Source organism: Paucibacter sp. XJ19-41 (assembly GCF_028462495.1).
In the GTDB taxonomy this organism is placed as follows: domain Bacteria; phylum Pseudomonadota; class Gammaproteobacteria; order Burkholderiales; family Burkholderiaceae_C; genus Roseateles_E.
This window is the reverse complement of the sequence record NZ_JAQOWX010000292.1, coordinates 1-581: the sequence shown is the minus strand read 5'-3', so window position 1 is coordinate 581 and position 581 is coordinate 1. Positions and strand designations below refer to the sequence as shown.

1 protein-coding gene is annotated in these 581 nt (G+C 71.1%); it reads left to right on the top strand.

Annotated elements, in window-relative coordinates; all coding sequences use genetic code 11:
* On the top strand, positions 1 to 581 hold a 581-nt coding region (locus PO768_RS29045), incomplete at both ends, for a carbohydrate-binding domain-containing protein (protein ID WP_272648829.1).

Sequence of the window (581 nt, the reverse complement as noted above, 5' to 3'; positions counted from 1 at the left end):
CGCGGCGCGCTCGCCGGCGGCACCGGCCCCATCATGCAGGTGCTGGTTGACGGCATCCTCGTGGGCAGCGCCGAGGTCAAGTCCACCGCGCATGCCGACTACCGCTTCGCCGTGCCCCCGATGAGCGCCGGCCGCAAGCTCGACATCGCCTTCGTCAACGATGCCGTCATCAACGGCGTCGACCGCAACCTCTTCGTCGCCTACGCCACCACCGGCAACACCGTCTGGCTGCCTAGCGCCGCCGGCAACCGCTACGACCTCGGCAACGGCGCGGCCGCCTTCGATGGCGCCAATGTCATCGCGCCCGGCGGCACCCTGCACTCGAATGGCGCGCTGCGTGCCAGCTGGCCCGAGCCCAACATCACCAGCACCGTCACCGTGCGCGCCAGCGCCGTGTCCGCCGGTGGTGTGGGCGCGCTGATGATGCTGTGGGTCGACGGTGTCGCCGTCAGCTCCGCGACCGTCACCAGCACCACGCCCACCGACTTTGTGATGCCCACCACCGCGCTCAGGCCTGGCAGCCAGGTCGCCGTGGCCTTCGCCAACCCCGGCAGCGCCGGAGGCATCGAGCGCCAGCTCAA